1 protein-coding gene is annotated in these 741 nt (G+C 71.3%); it reads right to left on the bottom strand.

Annotated features, from left to right (window positions below; all coding sequences use genetic code 11):
• Positions 1-61: 61 nt before the first annotated feature.
• Entirely contained in the window at positions 62-679 is a 618-nt protein-coding gene (locus KUM32_RS42355) for a GNAT family N-acetyltransferase (RefSeq protein WP_187061845.1), read from the bottom strand.
• Between the last annotated feature and the right edge of the window lie 62 nt (positions 680-741).

Here is a 741-nt window from a genome sequence, read left to right on the forward strand (position 1 = left end):
GTGCGTCGTGGGCCCGCTCCCTCCACGGGGAGCGGGCCCACGCGCATGCGGGAGCGGTACCCTACAGCGGACGCAGCACCGGCTCCTTCTGTACGGCGCCCAGCAGTCGATCCAGCGCCAGCTCCACGTCTTCCTTCCAGGAGATGGTGGTCCGCAACTCAAGCCGCAGCCGTGGGTAGCGCGGGTGCGGTCGCACGGTCTTGAAGCCCACCGCCAGCAGGTGATCGGCCGGCAACACGCAGGCGGGCCCCTCCCACCGCGCGTCCCCGAACGCCTCGATGGCCTTCACTCCGCGCCGCATGAGGTCCTTGGCCACGGTCTGCACCATCACCCGGCCGAGCCCCTGTCCCTGGAATCCGGGCATCAGCCATGCCGTCATCAGTTGCACGGCGTCGGCGCCCACCGGGCTGGTGGGAAAGGCCAGGGAACGCGGCACGTACGCCGGCGGCGCGTAGAGCACGAAGCCCACCGGCAGCTCGTCCACGTAGACCACGCGACCGCAGGAGCCCCACTCCAGCAGCACGGCCGAGATCCAGGCTTCCTTCTCGACCTCCGGGCGCCCGGCCCTGACGGCCGCCTCGCCGCTGACGGGGTCGAGTTCCCAGAACACGCACGCGCGACAGCGCTGGGGGAGGTCCGTGAGGTTGTCCAGTGTGAGCGGTACGAGCCGACGCCCCATGTAGCCAGTTCCTCGCTTCCCTCGTCGGCCGCGATCCGTGCGGCCGACCCGTGCGCCACGCC

Source organism: Streptomyces sp. AC627_RSS907 (assembly GCF_019049165.1).

Coding starts and splice junctions, on each gene's coding strand:
- KUM32_RS42355 (WP_187061845.1), bottom strand. CDS start 679: ATGGGGCGTCGGCTCGTACCGCTCACACTGGACAACCTCACGGACCTC.